The 1,089-nt window shown below is 68.8% G+C and carries 1 protein-coding gene and 1 pseudogene; both read left to right on the forward strand.

Annotated elements, in window-relative coordinates; all coding sequences use genetic code 11:
* Positions 1 to 253: pseudogene (locus AB0I03_RS27025) on the forward strand (spermidine/putrescine ABC transporter substrate-binding protein); the annotation flags it as partial.
* Positions 254 to 331: 78 nt separating this feature from the next.
* Positions 332 to 1,089, forward strand: a 758-nt coding sequence (locus AB0I03_RS27030; protein ID WP_360417473.1) for a spermidine/putrescine ABC transporter ATP-binding protein, incomplete at its 3' end; no start/stop codon positions are given.

Here is a 1,089-nt window from a genome sequence, read left to right on the forward strand (position 1 = left end):
GGGGAACGCCGAACGGCTCATCGACTACTACTACGAGCCTAAGGTGGCGGCCCGGCTCGCCGCGTACATCAACTACGCCTGCCCCGTCGACGGGGTGCGCGCGGAACTCGCCCGGATCGACCGGGAGTTGGCGGAGAACCCGCTGATCCTGCCGGACGAGGAGATGACCGCCCGGTCCCACTCCTTCCGCGCCCTGAACCCTCAGGAGAACAGGGTGTTCAACCAGAAGTTCTCCGACCTCACCGGTGCCTGAGCCGGTCCCGACGGCGCCCGGCCGCACACCGGCCCGCCCGAGCCGTTCTGCCCCCTTACGACCCACGGGACGACCCATATGACCACTACCTCGACCCCCCAGAGCAGCGGCGGCGACGTCCGCCTGCACCGGATCAGCAAAACCTACGGCTCCTTCACCGCCGTCCACCCGCTCGACCTCACCATCCCCGCCGGGTCCTTCTTCGCGCTGCTGGGCGCCTCCGGCTGCGGCAAGACCACCACCCTGCGCATGATCGCCGGCCTGGAGGAGCCCACCACCGGGACGGTCGAACTCGCCGGCCAGGACGTCACCGCCCTGCCGCCCTACAAGCGCCAGGTCAACACCGTCTTCCAGAACTACGCGCTCTTCCCGCACCTGGACATCTACGAGAACGTCGCCTTCGGACTGCGCCGCCGCGGCATCAAGTCCGTCAAGAAGCAGGTCGAGGAGATGCTCGACCTGGTCCAGCTCGGCCCGATGGCGCGCCGCAAGCCGCAGCAGCTCTCCGGCGGCCAGCAGCAGCGGGTCGCGGTCGCCCGCGCGCTGATCAACCACCCCGAGGTCCTGCTGCTGGACGAACCGCTGGGCGCCCTCGACCTCAAGCTGCGCCGCCAGATGCAACTGGAGCTCAAGCGCATCCAGACCGAGGTCGGCATCACCTTCGTGCACGTCACCCACGACCAGGAGGAGGCCATGACGATGGCCGACACCGTGGCCGTGATGAACGGCGGCCGGGTCGAACAGCTCGGCGCCCCCGCCGAGTTGTACGAGAACCCCGCCACCACCTTCGTCGCCAACTTCCTGGGCACCTCCAACCTCATCGAGGCCGAGGTCAC

The organism is Glycomyces sp. NPDC021274 (assembly GCF_040641195.1).
GTDB lineage: Bacteria > Actinomycetota > Actinomycetes > Mycobacteriales > Micromonosporaceae > Glycomyces.